This window comes from Gordonia metallireducens (genome assembly GCF_021245825.1).
In the GTDB taxonomy this organism is placed as follows: domain Bacteria; phylum Actinomycetota; class Actinomycetes; order Mycobacteriales; family Mycobacteriaceae; genus Gordonia; species Gordonia namibiensis.
On the sequence record NZ_JAJQJP010000057.1, the window covers coordinates 235,099 to 259,582 of the forward strand.

The following is a 24,484-nucleotide window of genomic DNA, read 5'->3' on the forward strand; positions in this document are numbered from 1 at the left end:
TCCCCGGGTGTGTGTTCCGCTGGTTCGCGGCCTCCCGATGCTCAGCATCCCATCACGGCCCGGAGGTCGCGCGCGAGGTCACCCTTCGTGCCCACCGACACGTCGTCGAGGTCGAGCCACCCCGCGAATGTGCGCAGGTCGGCGCCCAATCGCTCGGCGACGACGCCGCGATCGTGTCCGGACTCACAGAAGGCGCCGAGTACCAACAGGGTTCGGGACCTGCGGTCGGCCTTGAGGTCGACGCGTGCGGCGATGTCGGTGCCCAGCAGGTAGGGCAGCACGTAGTAACCGTGGACGCGTTTGTGCTCGGGGACGTAGATCTCGATGCGGTAGTGGAAGTCGAAGAGGCGCTCGGCTCGTGGCCGGAAGAAGACGAGCGGGTCGAACGGCGAGAGGATCGCCGAGGTGTCGATGCGTCGCGGCATCGGCGCACCGTCGGCGAGATACGCGGGGTCGCGCCATCCCTCGACCGAGACCTCGTGCACCACACCGGCGTCCACGAGGTCGGCGACGGCCGGGCGGGCGTCGGCGGGTTTGAGGCGGTAATAGTCGGCGAGGTCGGCGACGGTCGCGACGCCGAGGGACCGAGCCGCCCGGGCGATGAGATCCCGGTGCGCCTGCGCACGATCCGGGCGTCGCGCGGCGACGTCGGCGCCGACGACCCGTTCGGTGAGGTCGTAGTGACGCATGAAGTTGCCGTTGCGCACCGCCGACAGGTCGCCGGCGGCGAACATCGCCTCACACAGGTGCTTGATCTCGCCGCGCTGCCACCAGCTCCCGGCGGTACCCGGCTCGCGTTCGATGCCGAGCCTCTCCTCGATGGTCCGCGGCATCGCGGCACCGATCTCCTCGATCACGCTGCGGACGTCCTCGGCGAGGCTCCGGTTGCGGCGCATGATCTCGCGCGTGTGCCGGTACCGTCCGTCGGCGAACTCGTCCATGCGCCAACGGAACAGCGGCCAGTCCTCGACCGGGATGAGCGCGGCCTCGTGCGCCCAGTACTCGACGAGCAGACGCTTCCCCCGGACCGGCTGCCACGCGGCGCGATGCAGGAGGTCGGGATCGTAGGGTCCGAGGCGGCTGTAGAGCGGCATGAAATGGGCCCGCGCGACGATGTTGACCGAATCCATCTGGAGCAGACCCGTCCGGCCGACGACCCGTTTGAGGTGGGCCATCGTCGGGGTGCCCGCCGGTGCACGGTCGGCGAATCCCTGTGCGGCGAGCGCGGTTCGACGCGCCTGGGCCGGGGAGAGACGCTCCGGTGCCATCAGCGCGTGTAGTCGACGAATCGGTAGGCGGTACCGGTGGTGGAGGTCCGCCACTCCCCCTTGTCGGCGACGGTCCACTCGGGACCGATCTCCGGCGCGAACGCGTCGGCTCCGGGTACGTCGACGTCGATCTCGGTCACGCAGAGTTCCGTCGCGTACTGCATTGCGAGCCGGTAGATCTCGCCTCCACCGATGACGCCCACCGTGTCGCCGTCGGCCAGGCTCAACGCCTCGTCGATCGCCCGCGCGGTCAGCGCACCGTCGGCGGACCACTCCGGGTTGCGGGTGACCACGATGTTGGTGCGGCCCGGCAACGGCCGGAACCTCGGCGGCAGGGAGTCCCACGTCCGGCGGCCCATGACGACGGGGTTGCCGAGGGTCTTCTCCTTGAACCGGGCGATGTCCTCGGGGACGCGCCACGGGATGGTGTTGTCGCGACCGATCGCGGGGCCTTTGCCGGCGACCTCGCGACCCTGCGCCCAGACGAGCCGGACCCGGCGGGTCACACCGCCACCGGCGCCTTGATCCCGGGATGCGACTGGTAACCGACGATCTCGATGTCGTCGAACTCATAGTCAAAGATCGAATCCCGCTTGCGCAGTTCGAGTTTCGGGTACGGATACGGCTCGCGCGAGAGCTGCAGGGTCACCTGGTCGACGTGGTTGTCGTAGATGTGGCAGTCGCCGCCGGTCCACACGAACTCGCCGACCTCGAGGCCCGCCTGCTGCGCCATCATGTGCGTCAGCAGCGCATACGACGCGATGTTGAACGGCACGCCGAGGAACAGGTCGGCCGAGCGCTGGTACAGCTGACAGGACAGTTTCCCGTCGGCGACGTAGAACTGGAAGAACGCGTGGCACGGCGGCAGCGCCATCTGCGGGATCTCCCCCACGTTCCACGCCGACACGATGTTGCGTCGTGAGTCGGGGTTGGTCTTCAACGTCTCGAGAGCCGCGGAGATCTGGTCGATCTGTTCTCCCGACGGCGTCGGCCAGCTGCGCCACTGGACGCCGTAGACGGGTCCGAGGTCGCCGTTCTCGTCGGCCCACTCGTCCCAGATGGTCACGCCGCGCTCCTGGAGCCAGCGGACGTTGGAGTCGCCGCGCAGGAACCAGAGGAGCTCGTAGATGATCGACTTGAGGTGCACCTTCTTGGTGGTGATCAGCGGGAAGCCCTCGGCGAGGTCGTACCGCAGCTGATGACCGAAGACACTCTTGGTTCCCGTCCCGGTGCGATCCGCCTTCGGGGTGCCCGTCTCGAGCACGAGGCGCAGCAGGTCCTCGTACGGAGTGGGGATCGTCCCGGTCGATGAGATGTCGCGGATGGCCGTGCTCACGGTGGCCAGTCTAGGCAAAGCCCCCGGGGCGTCGCCGGGCGCACGACACGTCGCCACTCCCCTCTGTGACTGCAGTGACGCCTGTGACTTCGGGGGTATCCTCCTCCCGTGGCCACTCGCAGCACCACCCGTGCCAACCGCTATGCCAAGCGGCGTCGTAAGCGCGTCGCCTCCCGCGACAACGACCTCACCGACACCCAGTGGCTCGCCCTTCAGGAGGCCTGGGGCGGGTGCGCCTACTGCGGCGCGGACGGTGTCGCCCTTCAGCGCGACTGCATGCTGGCCATCTCCCGCGGCGGCCGCTACACGGTGACGAACGTCGTCCCGTGCTGCGGTTCGTGCAATGCGAGCAAGTGCAATTCCGAGGTCACCTCCTGGATGCGCCGCAAGAAGCTCGACGAGAAGGCGTTCCTGGTGCGCCAGTACGAGGTCAGCAAGCTCCTCGCCGACGTCGAGTAGTTCTCGGCCCGCGGGTCCCATTGGCAGGACGCCGCACCTGATCAGCAGTAATCTCGGTGCGCAAGAAACATGGTCGCGGCAAGGAGAACAGCCGAATGAGTTTCGAGATCTCCGCGGGTACACGCGGCGCCTGGGCGCCCAAGGGCCCGTTCGTCCGCCTCGTGAACAAAGTCCTCGCTCCGATGATCCGCCGGAAGGGTCGGTTCGGCGGGATGAACGCCCTCGTCCTGACGACCGTCGGCCGCAAGAGCGGCGAGGAACGGCAGAGCCCGCTCGCCTGGTTCCCCGGCCCCGACGGCAGTTGGCTGATCGTGGCGTCGGCCAACGGCGCCGCCAGCAACCCGGGTTGGTATCACAACCTGCGTGCCAACCCGGACAAAGCCCGGATCGACGTCGACGGCAAGACCATCGAGGTCCGCGCCCAGCAGCTCCAGGGCGAGGAGCGCGCACAGGCCTGGGCGGAGATCAGCAAGAACGAACGCTTCGCCACCTACCAGGAGAAGACCGACCGTCAATTGCCGATCATCAAGCTGACCGCCAAATAGCCGCAAACCCACCTCTTTTCGACAAACCCAGCACCCCGGCGGGTGGTGATTCTGCCGAAAAATGGTGGGTTTACGGGCTAGCCCATCAACTGCGCGGCGACTGTCGCGCCCAACTCCCAGCACGCTTCGCGGTCGTCCTTGCTCGGGGCGCCGGAGACGGTGACGTACTCGGCGGATTTCACCCAGCCGAGTCCGGTGGTGATGGTGTCGACGGCCTTGGCCGCGCCCTCGGTCCCCTGATTTCCGTGGAGGTAGAGCCCGAACGGGCGGCCCTGCGTCGAGTCGAGGATCTGGTAGTAGCTGACGTCGAAGGCGTGTTTCAGTGCGCCGCTGATGTATCCGAGGTTGGCCGGGGTGCCGAGAATGTAACCGTCGGCCTCCAGGAAGTCACTCGCGGTCACCGCCAGGGCGGCTCGACGCACCACCTCGACGCCCTCGATCTCGGGGTCCGTGGCACCGGAGAGCACCGCCTCGAACATCTCCTGACACGCCGGCGACGGAGTGTGATGAACGATCAACAACCGCTTGTCCGCCATCACGACCTCCCGGCGAACGCCAGCAGCCGATCCGCCGCGCTGTCCGACGCCGGTTCGATCTGCGCCTCGAACATCCCGGCGGCACGCAGTTCCTCGATGACGGGGGCGGCGTCGGTGAGCACGAAGTCGACGAGCCCTTCCGACGGCGTCCATTCGGCGTCGAGGCCCACGCACAGGTCGTGGGAGTGCAAGGCCAGCTCCATGATTCGCATGACCAGGAGCTGATGGCCGGGGCGTCGGCCGGCGCGGTGATCGACCTCGACGTTGAGATCGGCCGAGTCGACGGCAGCCCGAAAGGCGTTGTCGCTGCGCCAGAATTCGGCGACCGGGTCACCGGCGCCCACATAGTCGACGTCCCGCGTCGTCAGAGTGTCGGCGGCGCTCGCGCCTTCGAGGAGCATGGCGTAGCGGTAGCCGCCACCGATGAGGTGGTTGATCAGGTCGCGATTGGTCCAACCCGCGCAACCGCTTGCCTGCCCGAGCCTCTCGGGTCCGGCGTCCGCCAGATGATCGGCCCACAACCGGGCGGCCTCGTCGAGCAAGCTCGTCGGAACGCTCATCTGGCCGTCCCCCTACTGCTCGCGTCCGTGGAACTGCGCGACCGCGCGCTTCATCATCGCGCGGGCGCGGGGACGATCGCCGGCGTAGTCGTAGGCGCGGGCGATGCGGTAGGTGTTGCGCCAGTTCTCGGGGTCGGCCTCCCACTCGGCCTTCACCCGGGCGAAGAGTTCGTCGGCGGCGTCGCGTTCCATGCGGCCCGAGGCACGGTGCGGGAGGTTCGAGATGTCGAGCTCGCGACCCTCCTCGGCCATGATGGCGGCGAGCTTCTGGTGTTCCAGACCCGCGCGCAGCGTCGCGAAGATGAGCCACGCGCCGATAAGCGGCAGCGCGATGACGCCGATTCCCAGGCCGATCCCCGCGGCGCTGCCCGTCGCGATCAGCTGGAACCCGCGCCAGCCGAGCAGCACGAAGTAGACGATCAACGCAACGACGAGGAACCCGATCATCCAGATGATCGGCCGTGCGTCCTTCTTCTTCGGCCCCAGCCGCGGTGCCCCGCCCTCGGTGTCGCCGGTGTGGGTGCCCTCGTCGTGCGTGCCGTCATCAACCATGGGGATCAGAGGTCCATCAGTTCTTCGAGTCCGATCGTCAGACCGGGGCGGTCACCGATGCTGCGCACGCCCAGGAGTACACCCGGCGCGAACGACGACCGGTCGAGCGAGTCGTGGCGGATGGTGAGGGTCTCCCCCTCGGTGCCGAGTAGGACCTCCTGGTGGGCGACGAGGCCCGCGAGACGCACCGAGTGCACGTGCACGCCGTCGACCACAGCTCCTCGCGCGCCGTCGAGTTCGGAGGTGGTGGCGTCGGGGCTCGCGCCGACGCCGGCCTCGGCGCGCGCACGGCCGATCAGCTCCGCGGTCCGGTACGCGGTGCCCGACGGGGCGTCGGCCTTGTGCGGGTGGTGCAGTTCGACGACCTCGACCGACTCGTAGTACTTGGCGGCCTGCGCGGCGAAACGCATCGACAGGACGGCGCCGATCGCGAAGTTCGGGGCGATGAGCACACCGACCTTCGGGTTCTCGGCGAGCCAGCCGCGGACGGTCTCGAGGCGTTCCTCGGTGAAGCCGGTGGTGCCGACGACGGCGTGAATCCCGTTGGCGATCAAGTACTTCAGGTTGTCCATCACGACGTCGGGGTGGGTGAAGTCGACGACGACCTGGGTGTCGGTGTCGGAGAAGAACTCCAGCGAATCCCCCTTGTCGACGCCCACGGTGTAGGTGAGGTCGTCGGCGTTCTCGACCGCCGTGACGATCGCCTGTCCGACCTTGCCCTGACTGCCCAGGACGCCCACCTTGATACCGCTCATGTCCACCCTCTTCGATCTCGACGTGTCAACGGGTCTCAGTCTAGTGGCGAGGGCCTTCTCAATAGATCGGCGCATCGCCGCGGCGATGCTCGAAGACCAGCGACGTGGTGGTGCCCGCGACCTCGCGACGGCTGTTGAGTCGCTCGACGAACTGGCGGAGCGCCTCGGTGTCGGCGGTCGCCACGTGCAGCATGTAATCGTCGGCGCCCGCGAGGAAGAACACGTCGATCACCTCGTCGTAGGCGGCGATCTCGCCGACGAACTGCCGGATCCGCCCGCGCGCGTCGGATTGGAGGCTGACGGCGACCATGGCGCGCAGCGGGCGCCCGACGGCGGCCGGGTCGACGTCGGCGAAGAATCCACGGATGACACCGAGTTCGACGAGCCTGCGCATGCGGCCGTGACACGTCGACGCGGCGATCCCGACGCGTTGTGCCAGCTCACTGTTGGGCATACGCGCATCGGACTGCAGGAGCTTCAGCAATTCGCGGTCCGTCGCGTCGAGCTCTCCGGGTTGAACATCCTTCGGTGCAGCAGGCATCACACCCTCCTGACTGGAAACATCTTCGCCATCATCGAACATTCAAGAATCTTCTTCACGAATATTGTGACACTTCTGAAGTTCCTTCACGCTTGAGACAGCTTATCTGCACAAACTTCGAAACGAGAGGGAGCATCATGCGCGTCGGGATCCCCACCGAGATCAAGAACCACGAGTACCGCGTCGCCATCACCCCGGCGGGCGTCGCCGAGCTGCACCACCGCGGCCACGACGTGATCATCCAGGCGGGTGCCGGTGAGGGGTCGGCCATCACCGACAACGACTACAAGGCCGCCGGCGCGCAGATCCTCGGCACCGCCGCCGAGGTCTGGGATCAGGCCGAACTGCTGCTCAAGGTCAAGGAGCCGATCGCCTCCGAGTTCGACCTCATGCGCGCGGGCCAGACGATCTTCACCTACCTCCACCTGGCCGCCGGCAAGGAGTGCACCGATGCGCTGCTGGCCTCGGGCACGACATCCATCGCCTACGAGATGGTCCGCACCGCCGACGGCGCACTCCCCCTGCTCGCCCCGATGAGCGAGGTCGCCGGCCGGCTCGCACCCCAGGTCGGCGCCTATCACCTGATGAAGTCCGAGGGCGGCCGCGGCGTGCTCATGGGCGGCGTCCCCGGCACCGAGCCCGCCGAGGTCGTCGTCATCGGCGGCGGGGTCAGCGGCGTCAACGCGGCGACGATCGCCGTCGGCATGGGAGCCCAGGTCACCGTCTTCGACCTCGACATCACCAAGCTCCGGGCGATCGACGCCCGGTTCGCCGGTCGCGTCCACACCCGCTACAGCACCAAGCTCGCGCTCGACGAGGCGGTCAAGAAGGCCGACCTGGTCATCGGTGCCGTCCTCGTCCCGGGTGCGAAGGCACCGGTGCTGGTGCCCAACAGCCTTGTCGCACAGATGAAGCCGGGGGCAGTGCTCGTCGACATCGCGATCGACCAGGGCGGTTGCTTCGAGGATTCCCACCCCACGACCCACGCCGACCCGACCTTCACCGTGCACGACACCACCTTCTACTGCGTGGCCAACATGCCCGGCACGGTCGCCCGCACGTCCACGCAGGCGCTCACCGGCGCGACCCTCCCCTACGTGCTGCGCCTGGCCGATCAGGGCTGGGAGAAGGCCTGCGCCACCGATCCGGCACTGGCGTCGGGTCTGAGCACCCACCGCGGGGAGCTGTTCACCGCCGAGGTCGGCGAGGCGCTCGGTCTCCCCGTCGCGGCGATGCCGTTCGCGCACAACTGATCAGCGAGACCACCCGCGTTCAGAAGGTGATGCGGGTGGTCCCTCGCCGCTTCCCGCGATAGCCGTAGCGGCGTTCGATGATGTCTCCGTGCCCGTCGTGGCGGATGCGCAGCAGGGTCGAGGCCCGTGTGCCGTATCCCGGGATGTTGATGAACTTCGACGACAGGGCCGCTTCGAACTCTGCTCCGACGCCGGTGTCGGGCAGCCGCGCCGGGTCGGGGCGGTCCTGGTCGGCGAGCATCGCGAAGTAGTCGTCATCGGAGGCGCCGGCGGAGATCAGGTCACGCAGTGCCGCAGTGCCGTCGACGACCTTCGGCCAGTCGTTGTCGAGCGCCCCGTTGGACACGCCGTGCACCCCGTCGGCCACCCGCTCGGCGTGTGGTTGCGGCCGGTTCGTCACCCACCACAGGTCTGCGGCGTCGGCGACGAGCAGGTTCACCGGGTCGTAGTCGGCGGCCTGTTCGACGACGCGGTCGGCGAAGACCTTGGGGTCCTCGTCGCCGGCGAGGAAGTCGACCGGCAACTGCCCGCGCGAGCGGACCCCGACGCGTTCGGACGGGCCGACCCGCACGTTCGTCACCATCGCGACCCGGCCGGGTTCATCAGCGGAGACACCCATCCAGGTGCCGCCTGCCAGCGCGTCGCGTCCGGCGATGATCGGCAGGTCATCCCACCGGGACAGCGCATACGTGCGTCGCCGGTGGTACTCGTCGCGGTTGGCCGCGACGATCAGCCGGTACTCGGGATGCGCGTTCCACGCGAAGAGGATCAGGCACATGGCATCTCAGTTCACCTGGTAGTGGCTCATACCCGCCATTCTGCGCTGGACGCCGGCGATCTCCCGCACCGCCTGCGCCACCAGACTCCGGTCCAGCGGCGACAGCCGTCCCATCTCCAGCACGTCGGTCAGTGTCTCGCCGCGATCGAACTGCGCGACCTGATACCGCAACCGCACCCGTTGCAGGACGTCGAACACCTCCGTCAGCGTCGTCGCATCCTCGTCGCCGAGCAGCGCGCTACCCGAGGCCGCCTGGAGACGGGCACGCGTGTTCACCTCGGTGGATTCGACGCTCAGTGCCGCCCAGCGGGCGATGTTGATCAGCGGTGTCAACGCGTTGGCCTTGACGTCGAACGCCCCCGGGCGCCGGGTCAGGACGTCGCGCATCGAGCGGAGTCGCGCCTTGGTCGACAACGACTCCTCGAGCAGCAACCGCATGGTGCGCGGGTCGGCTCGCAGGGCGCCGATCATCTCCACTCCCGGTGTGGGCACCGGCGATTCGCGACGCGACCCGAACAGGGGGCGGCCGTCGAGGATCAGCGAGGTGAAGATCATCCCCTTGTTCTCCAGGGGTGCGTCGATCCATCCGCGCGCGGCCGTCTGCCACTGGGTGCGGGTCCGCGAGAACAGCGGCTTCGACGCGACGGCGCCGTTGGTGTCGACGGGCAGGCCGGCACCGCGCAGCAGGTCGTCGAGCTCGGCGAAGGCCGCACGGTAGCCGTCGAGCTCGGTCGCCTCCAGCGAGTCGTCGAACACGACCGCGGAGTCGACATCCGAGCTCAGCACCGGCTCCCGACGCGCGTTGCTGCCCAGCGACAACCAGGTGTACGCGGCGGGGTCGACGTCGGGCCGGGAGTCGACGACCAGCCGTAGGCCGCGCAGCACCACGGCGTCGACGATGAGGGACGCGACCTGGGTGACCTCGTGTGCCGGTCGATCCCGCCGCACGAGATCGGCGACGAGCTGCGGGATGCGCTGCGCGTGTCCCTGCAGCTCCTCGACCGTCTGCGACCGTGAGATCTGTTCGCGCAGAGGCATGCTCGAACCGGCCGGGTCGGCGACGAAATCGCTCGCGCCGACGACGCCGAGGACTCTGCCGCCGGCGTCGCGTACCGGGATCACCGTGAGGTCGCGGTCCACGAGTTCGGTGAGGGCATCGATCGCCGACGTCCGGGAGTCGACGACGAACGCCGGCCCGTCGACGATCTCCCCCACCGGGGTGTCGAGGCTCCGTCCGGCGGCGACGACGCGCGCCCGGATGTCGGCGTCGGTCAGCAGGCCGAGGCCGTCGGCGGGCAGCGGGATCACGACGTAGTCCTGGTCGCGCTCGGTCATCAGTGCAGCGGCCTGACGCACGGTCATGTCGGCCCGTCCGGTCACCGGCTCGGTCCGCAGCAGGTCGGCCACGGTGCGCGACGCGGGTGTGCGCGCCGCGTCGCGGCGGTGCGCGACCGTCAGCTGGTCAGGCGGACCGTTCATCTCTGCAGATCATAGGCGGCTGCGGACAGACATCGGGCCCGCCGTCCGGATGGACGGCGGGCCCGATGGGGAACCTCAGATCAGAACGGCTCAGGCGTCGGCGGCGGCCGCTTCGGCGGCTGCGGCCTCTGCCTTGTCGGCCTCTTCGTCGACGGGGACGAGGCTGATCTTGCCGCGCTCGTCGATGTCGGCGATCTCCACGCGGAGCTTGGAGCCCACGTTCACGACGTCCTCGACCTTGTTGACGCGCTTGCCCTTACCGAGCTTCGAGATGTGCACCAGGCCGTCGCGACCCGGCAGCAGCGACACGAACGCACCGAAGGCTGTGGTCTTGACGACGGTGCCGAGGAAGCGCTCGCCGACCTTGGGTAGCTGCGGGTTGGCGATCGCGTTGATGCGGTCGATGGCAGCCTGTGCCTTCACACCGTCCGAGGCGCCGACGAACACGGTGCCGTCATCCTCGATGGAGATGTTGGCGCCGGTCTCCTCGGTGATGCCGTTGATCGTCTTGCCCTTGGGGCCGATCAGCTCGCCGATCTTGTCCATCGGGATCTTGATGGTGGTGATCCGCGGTGCGAACGGGCTCATCTCGTCGGGCTCGTCGATGGCCTCGGCCATGACGTCGAGGATGGTCAGTCGGGCGTCCTTGGCCTGGCTGAGCGCACCCGCGAGCACCGGCGAGGGGATGCCGTCGAGCTTGGTGTCGAGCTGCAGGGCGGTCACGAAGTCCTTCGTGCCCGCGACCTTGAAGTCCATGTCGCCGAAGGCATCCTCGGCGCCGAGGATGTCGGTCAGTGCGACATAACGGGTCTCGCCGTCGACGGTGTCGGAGACCAGGCCCATGGCGATGCCGGCGACCGGGGCGCGCAGGGGCACACCGGCGTTGAGCAGCGACATGGTCGAGGCGCAGACCGAACCCATCGAGGTGGATCCGTTGGAGCCCAACGCCTCCGAGACCTGACGGATCGCGTACGGGAAGTCCTCGACGCTCGGCAGGACCGGCATCAGGGCCCGCTCGGCGAGCGCGCCGTGGCCGATCTCGCGACGCTTGGGCGAACCGACGCGGCCGGTCTCACCGGTCGAGTACGGCGGGAAGTTGTAGTGGTGCATGTACCGCTTGGACGTCTCCGGTCCGAGCGAGTCGATCTGCTGCGCCATCTTCACCATGTCGAGGGTGGTGACGCCCATGATCTGGGTCTCGCCGCGCTCGAACAGCGCACTGCCGTGGGCGCGCGGGATCACCGCGACCTCGGCGGAGAGTGCACGGATGTCGGTGATGCCGCGACCGTCGATGCGGAAGTGGTCGGTCAGGATGCGCTGGCGGACCAGCTTCTTGGTCAGCGAACGGTATGCGCCGCCGATCTCCTTCTCACGACCCTCGAACTGATCGCCGAGCTTGGCGAGGATGTCGGCCTTGAGCTCGTCGGTCTTGTCGTCGCGCTCCTGCTTGCCGGCGATCGTCAGGATCTCCGAGAGGCGCTCGGTGGCTGCGGCGGCAACGGCCTCGTAGACGTCGTCCTGGTACGGCGGGTACAGCGGGAACTCGCCGGTGTCCTTGGCAGCGGCGGCGGCCAGCGACTTCTGTGCCTCGCACAGGCGGGCGATGAACGGCTTGGCGGCCTCGAGACCCTCGGCGACGATGGCCTCGGTCGGTGCCTGGGCGCCACCGGCGATCAGGTCGATGACGTTGTCGGTCGCCTCGGCCTCGACCATCATGATCGCGACGTCGGCGGAGTCGCCCTCACCGCTCACGATGCGGCCGGCGACGACCATGTCGAACACGGCGCCTTCGAGCTGCTCGACGGTCGGGAATGCGACCCACTGGCCGGCCTTGTTTTCCTCGGTCGGGATGAGTGCGACACGCACGCCACCCACCGGGCCGGAGAACGGCAGACCTGCGAGCTGGGTCGACGCCGACGCGGCGTTGATGGCCACGACGTCGTAGAGGTCGTTCGGGTCGAGCGACAGCACGGTGACGACGACCTGGATCTCGTTGCGGAGGCCGTCGACGAAGGACGGGCGCAGCGGGCGGTCGATCAGGCGGCAGGTCAGGATCGCGTCGGTGGACGGACGACCCTCGCGACGGAAGAACGATCCGGGGATGCGTCCGGCGGCGTACATCCGCTCCTCGACGTCCACGGTCAGCGGGAAGAAGTCGAAGTGCTCCTTCGGGTGCTTCGACGCGGTGGTGGTCGAGAGCAGCATGTTCTCGTCGTCGAGGTACGCGGTCACCGAACCGGCGGCCTGCAGGGCGAGGCGCCCGGTCTCGAACCGGATCGTGCGGGTGCCGAAGCTCCCGTTGTCGATGATCGCGGTGGCCTCGGTGATGGCGTCGTCGTACCCGTCGGTGAAGTCTTCGGTGGTGTTCACATCTGTCATGTGGGGTGGAATCCCTTCGTAGCGGCTGCCGTTAGCGGCCGTCGTGATGCGCGGCCACGCAGAGATGGCCGCTTGTGCGGTTGAGGGTGGTCATCGCGAGGTGCGCAGCGTGCACCGAATGCCGGTGCAGTCGTGCTGTGGAGCTCGTCGCACGCGCGGATCGGACCGACCCAGAACGCGCCGAGAAAACACGGCAGCGGGTGAATGGCGCGACGTTTCGCGCCCGGTTGAGTGCTCAGACGGCCTTCGATCGAAGCGGCCGGAACCATTGTTCCGGCGGCCACTACCGAGGACCGATCTGGCTCGTCGTCACGCACTGCCATCAGTTCACGGCAACGATCCGTCTGTCAGCCTATCACCGCGCCGTGTCAATACCTCAATATGACAAACCGGCCACCTCCCGTTCGGGAGGTGGCCGGTGAAAGTCTGTTGTCGCGGTCGGCGATCAGCGACGCAGGCCGAGGCGCTCGATGAGCGAACGGTAGCGGTTGATGTCGACCTTGGCGACGTACTTCAGCAGGCGACGACGACGGCCGACGAGCAGCAGCAGGCCGCGGCGGCTGTGGTGGTCGTGCTTGTGCTGCTTGAGGTGCTCGGTGAGGTCGATGATGCGCTTGGTCAGCAGGGCGACCTGGGCCTCGGGCGAACCGGTGTCGGTCTCGTGCAGACCGTATTCGCTGAGGATTTCCTTCTTCTGCTCGACAGTCAAAGCCATGGAGATACTCCTGTTTCTCAGTGCCGCGTCTCAGAACATCCGGTGCGCCACCGCGGACTGCAGCAACACCGACTGATCAGGCTACCTGTCCGGGCGCGCCCGACCCAAATCCGAGCGTGACCTGCCCGAGTCCGTGGATGCTCGTGGCCGCCTCCCGGCCGAGCCACCACCACACCAGGGCGACGGCGACGACGCCGACGACCGCACCGACGACGATCGCGATGGCGAGCAGGCGCCGGGCCGGTTGCCGTTCGGCGCCGCGACCGGTCAGCGAGACGCCGATCAGTCCGAGAACCACCGAGGTCAGTGCCGCGGCGAGCATCAGGAACAGCCCGGCGGTGGGCTCACCCACGTCGGCGGCCGCCGACGTCGCACCGATCTTGCCCAACGGCAGCGTCAGGCCGAGGGGCCGGACGGGGACCGCACCGGCCATGACGACCACGCCGACCCCGGCCCCGGCGACCGTGGCGAAACCCGGGTGGGGTGCACCCACCCGCCGCACGAGTCCGTAGAGCGCGCCGAGACCGCCGACGATGATCAGCAGACCGAGGGTGACGGTGAACCACCCGAGCGTCAACTGGGTTCCGAGCGTCTCCGCGTACCGGCCGTTGTGCACGCCGAAACCGTTCGGGTTGAGCGGTGCGAGTCCCACCGAGGCGAGGTCCACCCACTGCATGAACGTCGCGGCCACGACCACCAGGCCGAGCACGACCGACGCGAGGGCCGCAGCGATCGCGGAGGTCTGCGCGGGACTCTTGCCGGGCGTGCTCACGACGTCTCGGCCGCCGCCAGGATCTCCCTGGTCTTGGCGACGTCGTTCCCCATCTCCTCGATGAGGGCGTCGATCCCGTCGAACTGGACCATGCCGCGGATGCGGTGGACGAAGTCGACGGCGACGTGCTGGCCGTAGAGATCGGCGTTCTTGTCCAGGACGAAGGCCTCGACGGTGCGGGTGCGTCCGGAGAAGGTCGGGTTGGTGCCCACCGACACCGCTGCCTGGTAGCGCTCCCCCGGCAGGACCTCTCCGACGGCCGGGCCGACGCCGAGGATCGTGAACCAGGCGGCGTACACGCCGTCGGCCGGGATCGCGGCGTACATCGGGGGCGCGACGTTGGCGGTCGGATAACCGAGATCGCGGCCGCGACCGTCACCGCGGACGACGACGCCCTCCACCCGGTGTGGGCGGCCGAGAGCCTCGGCGGCGCGGTCCATGTCGCCGGCGGCGACGCAGGAACGGATGTAGGTCGACGAGTAGGTCACCGCGTGTTCGCCGAACAGCGAGATGGCCTGCACCTCGAAGCCGAACTTGGCGCCCAGCTCGGTCAGCTTCGCGACGTCACCGGCGGCCTTGCGCCCGAAGGTGAAGTTGTCCCCCACCACCACCTCGGCGGCATGCAGTGTCTCCACGAGGATGTCGTGGGCGAAATCCTTGGGCGAGCGGGCCGCGAGCTCCGGGGTGAACGGCATCACGCAGAAGACGTCGATACCGAGTTCCTCGGCCAGTTCCGCCCGCCGCGTCAGTGTGGTCAGTTGCGGCGGATGGGAACCCGGCCGCACGACCTCCGACGGGTGCGGGTCGAAGGTCATCAGCACGGAGGGCACCCCGTGCTCCTTCGCCGCCTTCGTCGCGGCATGGACCAGTTCGGCATGCCCACGGTGCACACCGTCGAAGACACCGATGGTGACCACGCACCGTCCCCAGTCCGCGGGGATGTCATCAAGACCTCGCCATCGCAACACGCGACCAGCCTACGGGGAGCGCCTGTTCCAAACCACCACCGCCACACGCCTACGAGCAGACACGAGGCCGACGACGAGGTGTCGGCCAGGCGACAAGGGGACGCTAAGCTCGATCCATGCCATGGCGATCAGACCGTCCGGTGACCGAGCTGTCACAGGTCACCCAGGACTATCTGAAGGTCATCTGGACCAGCCAGGAGTGGGAGGACGTCAAGGTCACCACCAAGCTGCTGGCCCAGTCCCTCGGAGTGTCCCCGTCCACCGCGTCGGAGGCCATCCGCAAGCTCGCCGACCAGGGTCTGGTCTCCCACGAGCCCTACGGCGCGGTGACTCTCACCGATCACGGCCGCGAGGCAGCGGTCCTCATGGTGCGGCGCCACCGTCTCATCGAGACCTTCCTCGTGCGTGAACTCGGCTACCGCTGGGACGAGGTGCACGACGAGGCCGAGATCCTCGAACACGCCGTCTCCGACCGCCTGATGGCCAGGCTCGACGCCAAACTCGGCTTCCCCGACCGGGATCCGCACGGCGACCCGATCCCCGCACTCGACGGTTCGATCCCCACGCCCGCCGCGGCGCTTCTCGCCGACCTCGAGGTCGGCGCGTCGGGATGCATCGCCCGCATCTCCGACACCGACCCGGAGATGCTGCGCTACTTCGACGAGGTGGGTGTGGCCCTCGACTGCGTCGTGACCGTCGCCGAGAAGCGGCCGTTCGCCGGCACCATCTCGGTGTCCCTCGACGACGCGGCGCCGATCGACCTGGGCGACATCGCCGCCCGCGCGATCTTCGTCGTCCCGCGCTAACGCAGGGTCGCGGGTCGTACCACCATCACCGAACTCGCCCGCTTGCCCTTCTCCTGGATCAGCGCGATGGCCTGCTCGTGCGGGTCGACGACCACGTAGACGCCCTTCATGCCGATCGGCTCGAGCCACCTTCCCTGGCTGATCGATTCGGCCTCGTCATCGCTGATGTCACGACGCGGGAAGGACAGCTTCACGGCCTCGTCGATGTCGAGGCTGACGCGGCCGTCCTCGCGGACCTCGTCGAGCGTGCGGGCGTGCTCGAGGGTGAACGGTCCGACCGCGGTGCGCCGCAGAGCGGTGAGGTGGCCGCCGACGCCGAGTGCGGCACCGAGGTCACGGGCCAGGGACCGGATGTAGGTGCCCGACGAACAGTCCACCGCGACATCGAGATCCACGACGCCCGGGGTGCCGTTGTCGGTGTCACCGTCGCGCCGGGTGGCGAGCACGTCGAATCGCGACACGGTGACCGGGCGCGCCTCGAGGTCGAAGTCGGCACCGGTGCGGACCAGGGCGTGTGCCCGACGGCCGTCGACCTTGATCGCCGACACCTTCGCCGGGACCTGCTGGATCTCGCCGGTGAGATCCGCCACGCCCGAGGCGATCTCGTCATCGGTGACACCGGTGGCGTCGGCGGTGGTGAGGATCTCGCCCTCGCGGTCGTCGGTGGTGGTGGACGCGCCGAGGCGGATGGTCGCCGTATAGGACTTGGTGGTCAGCGACAGCAGGCCGAGAAGCTTTGTGGCCCTCTCGATCCCGACAACGAGGACCCCGGTGGCCATCGGGTCCAGGGTGCCGGCGTGACCGACCCGGCGGGTGTCGAAGATCTTGCGGCACCGCGACACGACGTCGTGGCTGGTGATCCCCGCCTGTTTGTCGACGATGAGCAGGCCGGCCTTCTCGATGGTTGCGTCGGCCATATGTCAGACCATCGCGATCGTCGTGGTGATGATGCCCCGTTCGACGAGCCAGCGGCCGTGGAACTCGAGCACCGGCGGACCGCCGTCGGTGGCGGCCGGGTCGATCAGGATACGCGAGATGAACGTCCCGGACGTCTCCGCGGTCTGTTCGAAGGTGATGAGGGCGTCCTCGAAACCCAGCCACCGCTTGGTGATCGGGAACCACGCCTTGTAGGTGGCCTCCTTGGCGCAGAACAGCAGGCGATCCCAGTGCAGTCCGGCCGGGCGGGTCGCGAGGACCTCACGCTCGGCGGGCAGGCTGGTGTGTTCGAGCACGCCGTCGGGTAGCGCGTCGTGTGGTTCGGCGTCCATGCCGAGGGACCGCACCCCCATCGCATGCGCGACGATCGCGGCGCGGTAGCCGTCGCAGTGGGTCAGGCTGCCCACGATGCCCGCGGGCCAGATGGGGGCACCCTTGTCGCCCTTGAGGATCGGCACCGGGTCGTAACCCAGCTGCCCCAGCGCCTGCCGGGCACAGTGGCGGACGGTGGTGAATTCACGACGACGCTTCTCCACGGCCTTGCCGATGAGCGCCTGCTCGGCGGGCATCGCGATCAGGCCGGGCGGATCGTCGAACGCCTCCGCCGAGGCGACCCCGGATGGGAGGAGTTGTTCGATCACTGCTCGTCCTTTCGTGCTTGCCGTTCCGCCTGCCGCGTCCGGCGCTCCGCCTGCCTCTGCTCCACCCGTGCCCGGAATTCCGCGGCGCGTTCGGCGTAGTCGGGCGGCAGGTCGAAACGCACCCCGTGCTCGGGGAGGTCGGTCTCGCCGAGGCCGTCGCCGGGCACGATGTTGCGCATCAACGGGTTCGGCAGGCCGCGTCGCTTCCACTCGCGCGGATAGCCGACCGACACCTCCTCGAAGCGGATGCCGTCGTACCAGGTGGTGCGCGGGATGTGCAGGTGTCCGTAGACGCAGCATGCGGCGTTGAACTCGGTGTGCCAGTCGGCGGTCAGCTCGCTGCCGCACCACAGTGCGAACTCCGGGTAGATGAGCGCATCGCACGGTTCTCGACGCAGCGGCCAATGGTTGATGAGGACCGTCTTCTCCGACGGGTTGAGGGCCTCCAGCCGGCGGCGGGTGATCTCGATGCGCGCCCGGCCCCAGGCATCCCGGGTCGGGAACGGCTCGGGTGAGAGCAGGAACTCGTCGGTCGCCACCACGTTGCGTTCCCGTGCCAGTGCCAACGCGGTGAGCTTGTTGGCCGTGCCCTCCGGCCGGAAGGTGTAGTCGTACAGCAGGAACATCGGGACCACGCGCACCGGATCGCTGCCGTCACCCGGATCGAACAGCGGGTAGATGTCCTCCGGGGTCACCACGCCGATGTCGCGGCACGCCTGCACGAGATAGTCGTAGCGGGCCACCCCGAACACCTGCAGCGGGTCCTTGGCCGTGGTGTACAGCTCGTGATTGCCCGGGACCCACAGGACGGTGTGGAAGCGGGTCCGCAGCCGGCGCAGGGTGTCGACGATGTCGTCGGTGCGTTCGGCGACGTCACCGGCCACGATGAGCCAGTCGTCCGGCGACGTCGGCCGGATCTCGTCGATGATGTGCTCGTTGCCCCGATGGGCGACGTGCAGATCGCTGATCGCCCACAAAGTTGCCACGAGGATCCATCGTGCCAGAGGTCGTGAATCCACCGTGCCCGGGGCGGGTCGGCGTGGGACGATCGAGCGGTGTACGGCGCACCCGTCGCCCCGGGCGGATCACGTCTGCCGGGCAATCGCGGACCCTGGTGGGTCCAGGCCGTCGTGAGCTCCCTGGTCCTGCTCGCCTACCTCGTCGCGCAGGTGGCGGCATACGCCGTCGGCGACACCGCCGAGCGATGGACGCAGTACGGATTGAGCGGCGCCGTCCTGGTCGTCTTCGTGGTGATCACCGCCGCGTGGGCGCGGTCCGGCTGGCGAGTCGCCGTGGCGGTACTACTCGGACTGCTGTTCGTCGGGATGGAGCGACTCGCGCTGCTCCCCTTCTACCTCGACCTCTCGGTCACCCAGGAGTGGTCGGCGGACGTGTTCCGGCTCGCCTCGATGGCGGCCACCGCGATGCTGCTCACGGGCCTGATCGTCGTGTGGTCGGTCGCCCGGCGTCGGACCGCCATGACGTGGGTGGGTCTGCTCCCGGCCGCCGGGCTCGTCGCGCTGGGGACCTGGGCGACCTACTACCACCAGCCCGACTTCGGCGTCGACCTCACGGCCACCGAGGTCGCCCTGCCCCTGCACTACTGGATCGGCGTCGTGGCGTTCGAGACCGTGTTCGGCGTCGCAGCGGTCCTCGTCCTGTGGGCGTGCGACGCGATCGGCCTCGCCACCCGCCGTTCCCGCGCGACGAGCACCCCGGCGACCACGCCGAACGTGGAGAGCTTCCGGACCACCCAGCTGTACCGCACGCAGGCGGGCCATCCGGACCTGCGGGAGACCGAGCGATACCGGCCGCCGCCTCCCCCGCTCGCCCAGCCGCCGCGGCGTCCCGACGACCCATCGTTCCGCACGACGCAGATCCGCCGGCCCCGCGACGACGACTGAGGAGCGTCAGGCGGGTACCGCGCCTGCCTGCCGCCAGCGGCCGGAGCGGATACGCCACACGACGGTCGCGAGCCGGACGACCATGAAGACCACCAGGCCCGACCACACCCCGGCCAATCCCCAGTCGAAGATCAGCGACAGCCAGATCAGCGGCAGGAACCCGACGAGCGCGCCGGTCAGGGTCGCGGTGCGGAGGAAGGCGGCGTCGCCGCTGCCGAGGAGTACGCCGTCGAGGGCGAAGACCACTCCGGCGATCGGCAGCATGCCGACGAAGAACCACCACGGCACGCCGATCGCGTCGAGCACGGCGTCGTCGGAGGTGAAGATGCGCGGGATGAGTGTCGCGCCGGCGGCGAAGAGCGCGGCCATCGCGGTCGCGGCGACCACCGACACCCCGGTCACGCGGCGGGCCACGGTGTCGGCGACCTTGAGGCGGCCCCCGCCGAGCGCGGCACCGACGAGCGCCTGCGCGGCGATCGCGACCGAGTCGAGGAACAGCGCCATGAACTCCCACAGCTGCAGCACGAGCTGATGCGCCGCGACCTGCGCGACGCCGAACCGGGCGGCCACGGCGGCGGCCGAGACGAAACAGATCTGGAACGACAGGCTGCGCACGATGAGGTCGCGTGCCATCGCCAGCTGGGCGACGATGATCGTCCGGTCGGGTCGGAGTCCCCTCGACTCGGGTGACGACCCGGCCTCGCGGATCACCCGCACCGCGAACAGCACACCCGTGACGCCCTGGCCGATGACGTTGGCGACGGCGCTGCCCGGCAGGCCGAGCCGCGGGAACGGCCCGACCCCGTGTACGAGGCCGACGACGAGGACGGCTGCGAGCGACAACCCGATGACCACGTAGACGACGGGACGGCGGGTGTCCTGCACACCGCGCATCCAGCCGTTGCCGGCCATCGACAACAGGATAAGCGGTACCCCGAACATGGCGATGCGCATCCAGTGCGCGGCGTCGGCGGCCACCGCGGCCGATTCCGGCGACGCCGCCCCGACGAGCACCCGCATGACCATCGGTGCGAGCGGATAGGCGACCGCGACGATCACCACGCCGACCGCTACCGCGATCCAGCTGGCCTGGACGCCCTCGCGCACCGCGCCGGCCCGGTCACCCGCACCGAACCTGCGCGCCGAGCGGGCAGTCGTGCCGTACGACAGGAAGGTGAGCTGGGTGCTGACGATGGAGAGGACCAGCGTGCCGACGCCGAGCGCGGCGAGCTGCTCGCCGCCGAGACGGCCGACGACCGCGAGGTCGAGGAGCAGGTAGAGGGGTGGTGCGATGAGGACCGCGAGCGCCGAGACTGTCAGCGTCGCGATCCGTGCGACACCTGCCTCGTCAGGTGTAGCAGCCTCTTCGCGGGTGTCGCTCAGAGCGACTCCAACAACCTCGCGACGACCTCGTCGGCGGTCCCGGTGTCGCTGTAGCCGGACGCCTGCCGATGCCCGCCGCCCCCGTGTACTCGGGCGATGGGGACGAGGTCGACGATCTCCTTGGACCGCAGCGAGACCGTCCACATCCCGGGTGCGTTCTCCTTGAACACCGCGGCCACCTCGGCGTCGCGGGCCGTCCGGATGGTGTCGACGACGCTCTCGGACTCCTCCCAGCTCATGCCGGCGAGGGCCTTCTGGTCGACGATCGCGTAGACGAGTCCCTCGCCGTTGCACGCCGACGGGACGAGCTTCGCCGACGCGAGGACGTCGGACATCATCGAGAACCACTCGAACGGGTGGGAGTCGAAGAGGATGCGACTCCACCGGCGTCCGTCGACGCCGGTCTCCAGCAGGCGCGCCGCGATCCGGAAGGACTGCGGTCGGGCCCAGCGGAACGAGCCGGTGTCGGTGGTCAGTCCGGCGTAGATGCAGGTGGCGATGTCGGCGTCGAGTTCGACCCCGAGCTCGTCGAGTACGTCGAGCACCAGGATCGACGTGCAGTCGGCGGCGGGATCGATCAGGTCGAGGTCACCGAAACCGGGATTCGACGCGTGATGGTCGATGGTGATCGACGTGTCGGCCGCGTTGAAGACCTCACCCAGCGAGTCGAGGCGTTCGAGGTTCGCCGCATCGACCGACACCACCAGCGGGTGCCCGACCACCTGGTTCGGTGAACACAGGAGTTTGCTGCCGGGCAGGCCGCCGAGAGAGGCCGGTAGTTGTTCGGAACCGGGATAGGACACCTCGACGTCGACGCCGCGACGGTCGAGGGCCAGACCCAGCGCCAGACCGCTGCCGATGGTGTCCGCATCCGGCCGGATGTGACAGCAGATGGTCACCGCCGACGCGGACGCCAGCTCTGCGGCGATCGCCGCACACGCCGGAGCGTTCACTCGTCGTCGCCGGCGTCGTCTGCCGAGCGATAGGGATCGGCGTCACCGGCCGGTGATGCCTCGGCTGCGCGTCGTGCGACGAGTTCGTCGTTGGCGCGAGCGCGCGCGACGAGCTCCTCCATCTGACGGGCCGCGTCGGGCACCGTGTCGAGCATGAAACGCAGGGTCGGGGTGAAGCGGACGCCGGTACCGGCGCCGACCTTGGACCGGAGCACACCGGTCGCCTTCGCCAATCCTGCCGCCGCCGCCTCGTAATCGGGTTCGGCGTCGATGGATTCGCCCATCACCGTGTAGTAGACGGTCGCGTCGTGCAGATCGTTGGTCACGCGGGTGTCGGTGACCGTCACGTAGGCCAGGCGCGGATCCTTGATCTCGGTGGCGATCGCCGACGCGACGATCGTCGAGATCCGCTTGGCCAGACGTTGTGCCCGTGCTGGATCAGCCATCGGGAGTCCTTCCATGAGCGGTGCCGTGCGCGCCGGCCCGGTATCGGGCCGACGCGCACGGACGTGGGTCGAGAGAGCTCAGAAACGCACGCGCATCAGTCGCGCGGCTTCTCCTGCAGCTCGTAGGTCTCGATCACGTCGTCCACCTTGATGTCCGAGTAGGTCAGCGTGAGACCACATTCGTAGCCTTCGCGAACCTCGGTGGCATCGTCCTTCTCGCGCTTGAGCGACGACACGGTGAGGTTCTCGGCGACCACGACGTTGTCACGCAGCAGGCGCGCCTTGGCGTTGCGACGCATGATGCCCGACTGGACGAGGCAACCGGCGATGTTGCCGACCTTCGACGACTTGAAGATGGCGCGGATCTCGGCGCGGCCGAGCTCCACCTCTTCGTAGATCGGCTTGAGCATGCCCTTGAGCGCGCTCTCGATCTCGTCGATGGCCTGGTAGATCACCGAGTAGTACCGGATGTCGACGCCCTCGCGGTTGGCCAGCTCGGTGGCCTTGCCCTCCGCACGGACGTTGAAGCCGATGATGATCGCATCCGAGGCCGCCGCCAGGTTGACGTTGGTCTCGGTGACGCCACCGACACCGCGGTCGATGATGCGCAGCGAGACCTCGTCGCCCATCTCGATGCCCAGCAGGGCCTCTTCGAGGGCCTCGACCGTACCCGAGTTGTCACCCTTGAGGATGAGGTTGAGCTGGCTGGTCTCCTTGAGAGCCGAATCCAGGTCTTCCAGGCTGATCCGCTTGCGGCTGCGTGCGGCCAGCGCGTTGCGCTTGCGCGCATTGCGGCGGTCGGCGATCTGCCGGGCGATGCGGTCCTCCTCGACCACGAGCAGGTTGTCGCCTGCACCGGGGACCGAGGTGAAACCGATGACCTGGACCGGACGCGACGGCAGTGCCTCGGGGACGTCCTCGCCGTGCTCGTCGACCATGCGACGGACACGACCGTAGGCGTCACCGGCGACGATCGAGTCACCGACGCGGAGCGTGCCGCGCTGGACCAGCACGGTCGCCACCGGGCCACGGCCGCGGTCGAGGTGCGCCTCGATGGCGACACCCTGGGCGTCCATGTCCGGGTTGGCACGCAGGTCGAGCGACGCGTCCGCGGTGAGCAGCACGGCCTCGAGGAGTGCGTCGATGTTCTCGCCCTGCTTCGCCGAGATGTCGACGAACATGGCGTCGCCGCCGTACTCCTCGGGGATCAGGCCGTACTCGGTCAGCTGTCCGCGGATCTTCTGCGGATCGGCGCCTTCCTTGTCGATCTTGTTGACCGCGACCACGATCGGCACGTCGGCCGCCTGGGCGTGGTTGACCGCTTCCACCGTCTGCGGCATGACGCCGTCGTCGGCCGCGACCACGAGGATCGCGATGTCGGTCGCCTTGGCGCCGCGGGCACGCATGGCGGTGAACGCCTCGTGACCCGGGGTGTCGATGAAGGTGATCAGGCGATCCTCACCGTTGAGGTGGGTGTTCACCTGGTAGGCACCGATGTGCTGCGTGATGCCGCCGGCCTCGCCCTCGCGGACGTTGGCCTTACGGATCGTGTCGAGCAGTCGGGTCTTACCGTGATCGACGTGGCCCATCACGGTGACCACCGGCGGACGCTGTTCGAGGTCTTCCTCGCCGCCCTCGTCCTCGCCGTAGGTGAGGTCGAAGCTGTCGAGCAGCTCACGGTCCTCGTCCTCCGGGCTGACGACCTGGACGCGGTAGTTCATCTCCGAGCCGAGCAGCTCGAGCGTCTCGTCGTTGACCGACTCGGTCGCCGTCACCATCTCGCCGAGGTTGAACAACGCCTGGACCAGCGATGCCGGGTTGGCGTCGATCTTGTCGGCGAAGTCGGACAGCGAGGCACCACGGGCGAGACGGATGATCTCGCCGTTGCCGCGGGGCAGACGGACGCCGCCGACCGACGGAGCTTGCATGCTCTCGTACTCGGCGCGTTTTGCCCGCTTCGACTTGCGACCCCTGCGAGGAGCGCCGCCGGGACGACCGAACGCACCGGCTGCACCGCCGCGGCCACGACCGCCGCCGCCACCGGGACGACCGCGGAAGCCACCACCGGCAGGTGCGCCGGGAGCGCCGCCGCCGCCACCGGGTCCGCCGCGGTAACCACCGCCGCCTCCGCCACGGCCACCACCGGCACCGCCGCGACCACCCGGACGGGCGTCAGGACGAGCCGCACGCGAGGGCATCGCGCCGGGGCTGGGACGAGGGGGCATGTTGCCCGGGTTGGGACGGGGTCCGCCCTGACCGGGAGCGGGACGACCGCCACCGGGACGGGGTCCGCCCTGACCGGCGGGGCCGGGACGGCCGCCACCGGGACGGGGACCGCCCTGACCGGGGCCGCCGGGGCGGGCCGCCGGACGCGGCGCGGGAGCCGGGGCCGACGAGTACGGGTTGTTGCCGACACGCGGTGCACGCGGGCCGGGCTTGGGACCGGGGCGAGGACCCGGGGCCTTGGTCGGCGGCGTGGGTGCTGCCGACGCGGCGGGTGCCTGAGGTGCGGCGGGTGC

General features: G+C 68.9%; 26 protein-coding genes. 5 read left to right on the top strand and 21 right to left on the bottom strand.

Annotation, left to right across the window (positions count from 1 at the left end; translation table 11 throughout):
* Window positions 1-41: 41 nt before the first annotated feature.
* Genes LQD00_RS22450 through LQD00_RS22460 form a run of 3 tightly spaced genes read right to left on the bottom strand, consistent with a single transcriptional unit; the run spans window position 42 to window position 2,604 of the window.
* Window positions 42-1,268 (bottom strand): winged helix-turn-helix domain-containing protein, encoded by a 1,227-nt coding sequence (locus LQD00_RS22450; RefSeq protein WP_232719478.1) that lies wholly within the window; start codon window positions 1,266-1,268, stop codon window positions 42-44.
* Complete coding sequence (locus LQD00_RS22455; RefSeq protein ID WP_232719479.1) at window positions 1,268-1,774, bottom strand: dihydrofolate reductase; 507 nt, start codon at window positions 1,772-1,774, stop codon at window positions 1,268-1,270. Before LQD00_RS22455 ends, LQD00_RS22450 begins: the two co-directional genes overlap by 1 nt.
* Window positions 1,771-2,604 carry a thymidylate synthase gene (locus LQD00_RS22460; RefSeq protein ID WP_232719480.1) on the bottom strand — a complete coding sequence of 278 codons (834 nt, stop codon included), beginning with the start codon at window positions 2,602-2,604 and terminating at the stop codon, window positions 1,771-1,773. The genes LQD00_RS22455 and LQD00_RS22460 overlap by 4 nt, the downstream gene beginning before the upstream one ends.
* Window positions 2,605-2,712: 108 nt before the next feature.
* On the opposite strand from LQD00_RS22460, the gene LQD00_RS22465 reads away from it, so the two are divergent.
* Window positions 2,713-3,063 carry an HNH endonuclease gene (locus LQD00_RS22465; protein ID WP_154882645.1) on the top strand — a complete coding sequence of 117 codons (351 nt, stop codon included), beginning with the start codon at window positions 2,713-2,715 and terminating at the stop codon, window positions 3,061-3,063.
* 95 nt (window positions 3,064-3,158) lie between these two features.
* Window positions 3,159-3,608, top strand: coding sequence for a nitroreductase family deazaflavin-dependent oxidoreductase (locus LQD00_RS22470; RefSeq protein WP_232719481.1), 450 nt, complete (start codon window positions 3,159-3,161; stop codon window positions 3,606-3,608).
* A 77-nt stretch (window positions 3,609-3,685) separates the two neighbouring features.
* Here LQD00_RS22470 and LQD00_RS22475 read toward each other — a convergent pair whose 3' ends face one another.
* From LQD00_RS22475 to LQD00_RS22495, 5 genes are read right to left on the bottom strand one after another with little or no spacing between them, the layout of a single operon-like run.
* The gene (locus LQD00_RS22475; RefSeq protein WP_232719482.1) at window positions 3,686-4,144 is read right to left on the bottom strand and encodes a flavodoxin family protein; all 459 of its coding nucleotides are present in this window, start codon (window positions 4,142-4,144) and stop codon (window positions 3,686-3,688) included.
* Complete coding sequence (locus tag LQD00_RS22480; RefSeq protein WP_232719483.1) at window positions 4,144-4,704, bottom strand: maleylpyruvate isomerase family mycothiol-dependent enzyme; 561 nt, start codon at window positions 4,702-4,704, stop codon at window positions 4,144-4,146. Before LQD00_RS22480 ends, LQD00_RS22475 begins: the two co-directional genes overlap by 1 nt.
* 12 nt (window positions 4,705-4,716) lie before the next feature.
* Window positions 4,717-5,256, bottom strand: coding sequence for a hypothetical protein (locus tag LQD00_RS22485; protein ID WP_232719484.1), 540 nt, complete (start codon window positions 5,254-5,256; stop codon window positions 4,717-4,719).
* 5 nt (window positions 5,257-5,261) lie between these two features.
* The gene (gene dapB / locus LQD00_RS22490) at window positions 5,262-6,011 is read right to left on the bottom strand and encodes a 4-hydroxy-tetrahydrodipicolinate reductase (RefSeq protein ID WP_232719485.1); all 750 of its coding nucleotides are present in this window, start codon (window positions 6,009-6,011) and stop codon (window positions 5,262-5,264) included.
* A 58-nt stretch (window positions 6,012-6,069) separates the two neighbouring features.
* Entirely contained in the window at window positions 6,070-6,552 is a 483-nt protein-coding gene (locus LQD00_RS22495; protein WP_006866487.1) for an Lrp/AsnC family transcriptional regulator, read from the bottom strand.
* A 137-nt stretch (window positions 6,553-6,689) separates the two neighbouring features.
* On the opposite strand from LQD00_RS22495, the gene ald reads away from it, so the two are divergent.
* Window positions 6,690-7,805, top strand: coding sequence for an alanine dehydrogenase (gene ald / locus LQD00_RS22500; RefSeq protein ID WP_232719486.1), 1,116 nt, complete (start codon window positions 6,690-6,692; stop codon window positions 7,803-7,805).
* A 19-nt stretch (window positions 7,806-7,824) separates the two neighbouring features.
* Here ald and LQD00_RS22505 read toward each other — a convergent pair whose 3' ends face one another.
* The 6 genes from LQD00_RS22505 to LQD00_RS22530 form a co-directional block, all read right to left on the bottom strand.
* Window positions 7,825-8,583, bottom strand: coding sequence for an NRDE family protein (locus tag LQD00_RS22505; RefSeq protein WP_232719487.1), 759 nt, complete (start codon window positions 8,581-8,583; stop codon window positions 7,825-7,827).
* Window positions 8,584-8,589: 6 nt separating this feature from the next.
* Entirely contained in the window at window positions 8,590-10,062 is a 1,473-nt protein-coding gene (locus LQD00_RS22510; RefSeq protein ID WP_232719488.1) for a putative nucleotidyltransferase substrate binding domain-containing protein, read from the bottom strand.
* Between the two features lie 90 nt (window positions 10,063-10,152).
* Entirely contained in the window at window positions 10,153-12,441 is a 2,289-nt protein-coding gene (locus LQD00_RS22515) for a polyribonucleotide nucleotidyltransferase (RefSeq protein ID WP_232719489.1), read from the bottom strand.
* 445 nt (window positions 12,442-12,886) lie between these two features.
* Complete coding sequence (gene rpsO, locus LQD00_RS22520; protein ID WP_232719490.1) at window positions 12,887-13,156, bottom strand: 30S ribosomal protein S15; 270 nt, start codon at window positions 13,154-13,156, stop codon at window positions 12,887-12,889.
* Between the two features lie 76 nt (window positions 13,157-13,232).
* Complete coding sequence (locus LQD00_RS22525) at window positions 13,233-13,928, bottom strand: hypothetical protein (RefSeq protein WP_232719491.1); 696 nt, start codon at window positions 13,926-13,928, stop codon at window positions 13,233-13,235.
* A complete protein-coding gene (locus LQD00_RS22530) occupies window positions 13,925-14,896 on the bottom strand; it encodes a bifunctional riboflavin kinase/FAD synthetase (protein ID WP_232719492.1) in 972 nt (323 codons plus the stop codon). Before LQD00_RS22530 ends, LQD00_RS22525 begins: the two co-directional genes overlap by 4 nt.
* 116 nt (window positions 14,897-15,012) lie before the next feature.
* On the opposite strand from LQD00_RS22530, the gene LQD00_RS22535 reads away from it, so the two are divergent.
* Window positions 15,013-15,702 (top strand): metal-dependent transcriptional regulator, encoded by a 690-nt coding sequence (locus tag LQD00_RS22535; protein WP_162904481.1) that lies wholly within the window; start codon window positions 15,013-15,015, stop codon window positions 15,700-15,702.
* Here the strand turns inward: LQD00_RS22535 and truB are convergent.
* From truB to LQD00_RS22550, 3 genes are read right to left on the bottom strand one after another with little or no spacing between them, the layout of a single operon-like run.
* Window positions 15,699-16,619, bottom strand: coding sequence for a tRNA pseudouridine(55) synthase TruB (truB, locus tag LQD00_RS22540; protein ID WP_232719493.1), 921 nt, complete (start codon window positions 16,617-16,619; stop codon window positions 15,699-15,701). The genes LQD00_RS22535 and truB overlap by 4 nt on opposite strands.
* Window positions 16,620-16,622: 3 nt before the next feature.
* Window positions 16,623-17,279 carry a 4'-phosphopantetheinyl transferase family protein gene (locus LQD00_RS22545; protein WP_232719494.1) on the bottom strand — a complete coding sequence of 219 codons (657 nt, stop codon included), beginning with the start codon at window positions 17,277-17,279 and terminating at the stop codon, window positions 16,623-16,625.
* Window positions 17,276-18,265, bottom strand: coding sequence for a metallophosphoesterase family protein (locus tag LQD00_RS22550; protein WP_232719495.1), 990 nt, complete (start codon window positions 18,263-18,265; stop codon window positions 17,276-17,278). Before LQD00_RS22550 ends, LQD00_RS22545 begins: the two co-directional genes overlap by 4 nt.
* Window positions 18,266-18,334: 69 nt before the next feature.
* On the opposite strand from LQD00_RS22550, the gene LQD00_RS22555 reads away from it, so the two are divergent.
* On the top strand, window positions 18,335-19,183 hold the full coding sequence (locus LQD00_RS22555; RefSeq protein ID WP_232719496.1) for a hypothetical protein: 849 nt from the start codon (window positions 18,335-18,337) through the stop codon (window positions 19,181-19,183).
* Between the two features lie 6 nt (window positions 19,184-19,189).
* Here LQD00_RS22555 and LQD00_RS22560 read toward each other — a convergent pair whose 3' ends face one another.
* The 4 genes from LQD00_RS22560 to infB form a co-directional block, all read right to left on the bottom strand.
* Entirely contained in the window at window positions 19,190-20,566 is a 1,377-nt protein-coding gene (locus LQD00_RS22560; RefSeq protein ID WP_232719511.1) for an MATE family efflux transporter, read from the bottom strand.
* Entirely contained in the window at window positions 20,563-21,519 is a 957-nt protein-coding gene (locus tag LQD00_RS22565) for a DHH family phosphoesterase (RefSeq protein ID WP_232719497.1), read from the bottom strand. The genes LQD00_RS22560 and LQD00_RS22565 overlap by 4 nt, the downstream gene beginning before the upstream one ends.
* Window positions 21,516-21,965: a 30S ribosome-binding factor RbfA gene (gene rbfA, locus LQD00_RS22570; protein ID WP_006866500.1), complete on the bottom strand. Its 450-nt coding sequence runs from the start codon at window positions 21,963-21,965 to the stop codon at window positions 21,516-21,518. Before rbfA ends, LQD00_RS22565 begins: the two co-directional genes overlap by 4 nt.
* Before the next feature lie 95 nt (window positions 21,966-22,060).
* On the bottom strand, window positions 22,061-24,484 hold a 2,424-nt coding region (gene infB / locus LQD00_RS22575; protein ID WP_232719498.1), incomplete at its 5' end, for a translation initiation factor IF-2.

What these genes read in the sequence shown, in the direction of transcription:
- LQD00_RS22450 (WP_232719478.1), bottom strand. Translation starts at nt 1,268, where the DNA reads ATGGCACCGGAGCGTCTCTCCCCGGCCCAGGCGCGTCGAACCGCGCTC.
- LQD00_RS22470 (WP_232719481.1), top strand. Translation starts at nt 3,159, where the DNA reads ATGAGTTTCGAGATCTCCGCGGGTACACGCGGCGCCTGGGCGCCCAAG.
- rpsO (WP_232719490.1), bottom strand. Translation starts at nt 13,156, where the DNA reads ATGGCTTTGACTGTCGAGCAGAAGAAGGAAATCCTCAGCGAATACGGT.
- LQD00_RS22480 (WP_232719483.1), bottom strand. Translation starts at nt 4,704, where the DNA reads ATGAGCGTTCCGACGAGCTTGCTCGACGAGGCCGCCCGGTTGTGGGCC.
- rbfA (WP_006866500.1), bottom strand. Translation starts at nt 21,965, where the DNA reads ATGGCTGATCCAGCACGGGCACAACGTCTGGCCAAGCGGATCTCGACG.
- LQD00_RS22475 (WP_232719482.1), bottom strand. Translation starts at nt 4,144, where the DNA reads ATGGCGGACAAGCGGTTGTTGATCGTTCATCACACTCCGTCGCCGGCG.
- LQD00_RS22495 (WP_006866487.1), bottom strand. Translation starts at nt 6,552, where the DNA reads ATGCCTGCTGCACCGAAGGATGTTCAACCCGGAGAGCTCGACGCGACG.
- truB (WP_232719493.1), bottom strand. Translation starts at nt 16,619, where the DNA reads ATGGCCGACGCAACCATCGAGAAGGCCGGCCTGCTCATCGTCGACAAA.
- LQD00_RS22505 (WP_232719487.1), bottom strand. Translation starts at nt 8,583, where the DNA reads ATGTGCCTGATCCTCTTCGCGTGGAACGCGCATCCCGAGTACCGGCTG.
- LQD00_RS22510 (WP_232719488.1), bottom strand. Translation starts at nt 10,062, where the DNA reads ATGAACGGTCCGCCTGACCAGCTGACGGTCGCGCACCGCCGCGACGCG.
- LQD00_RS22485 (WP_232719484.1), bottom strand. Translation starts at nt 5,256, where the DNA reads ATGGTTGATGACGGCACGCACGACGAGGGCACCCACACCGGCGACACC.
- LQD00_RS22535 (WP_162904481.1), top strand. Translation starts at nt 15,013, where the DNA reads ATGCCATGGCGATCAGACCGTCCGGTGACCGAGCTGTCACAGGTCACC.
- ald (WP_232719486.1), top strand. Translation starts at nt 6,690, where the DNA reads ATGCGCGTCGGGATCCCCACCGAGATCAAGAACCACGAGTACCGCGTC.
- LQD00_RS22515 (WP_232719489.1), bottom strand. Translation starts at nt 12,441, where the DNA reads ATGACAGATGTGAACACCACCGAAGACTTCACCGACGGGTACGACGAC.
- dapB (WP_232719485.1), bottom strand. Translation starts at nt 6,011, where the DNA reads ATGAGCGGTATCAAGGTGGGCGTCCTGGGCAGTCAGGGCAAGGTCGGA.